This window comes from Flavobacterium aureirubrum, assembly GCF_038739835.1.
Classification (GTDB): Bacteria; Bacteroidota; Bacteroidia; order Flavobacteriales; family Flavobacteriaceae; genus Flavobacterium; species Flavobacterium aureirubrum.
In genome coordinates this window covers 1-318 of record NZ_JBCGDO010000104.1, presented here as the reverse complement: position 1 = coordinate 318, position 318 = coordinate 1, and the positions used below count along the sequence as shown (strand labels likewise).

Here is a 318-nt window from a genome sequence, read left to right as displayed (position 1 = left end):
AACAAAAAATAGAACGCTTAAAACAAAACAAAATCAAATACGAACTGCTCGAAGAAGAACTCAAAACCAGTGGCGAACCCCAAGTAAGCACCACCGATACTGATGCTAGAGCACTACTGGTTCAAGGACAAGTAGTAGAAATAAGCTACAACATTCAAGCCGCAGTAGACAACAAACACAACCTAGTGGTAGCCACACACACCATCAACCGCAATGATAAAAATGCCTTGTCTGCTATTGCTATAGAAGCCAAAGAAAACCTAGCGCTAGAAACTTTTACCGTACTAGTTGACAAAGGCTATCACAACGGACGCGAAC

At 41.8% G+C, this 318-nt stretch carries 1 pseudogene; it reads left to right on the top strand.

Annotated elements, in window-relative coordinates:
* Positions 1-318 (top strand): annotated as a pseudogene (locus WFZ85_RS16125) (IS1182 family transposase); the annotation flags it as partial.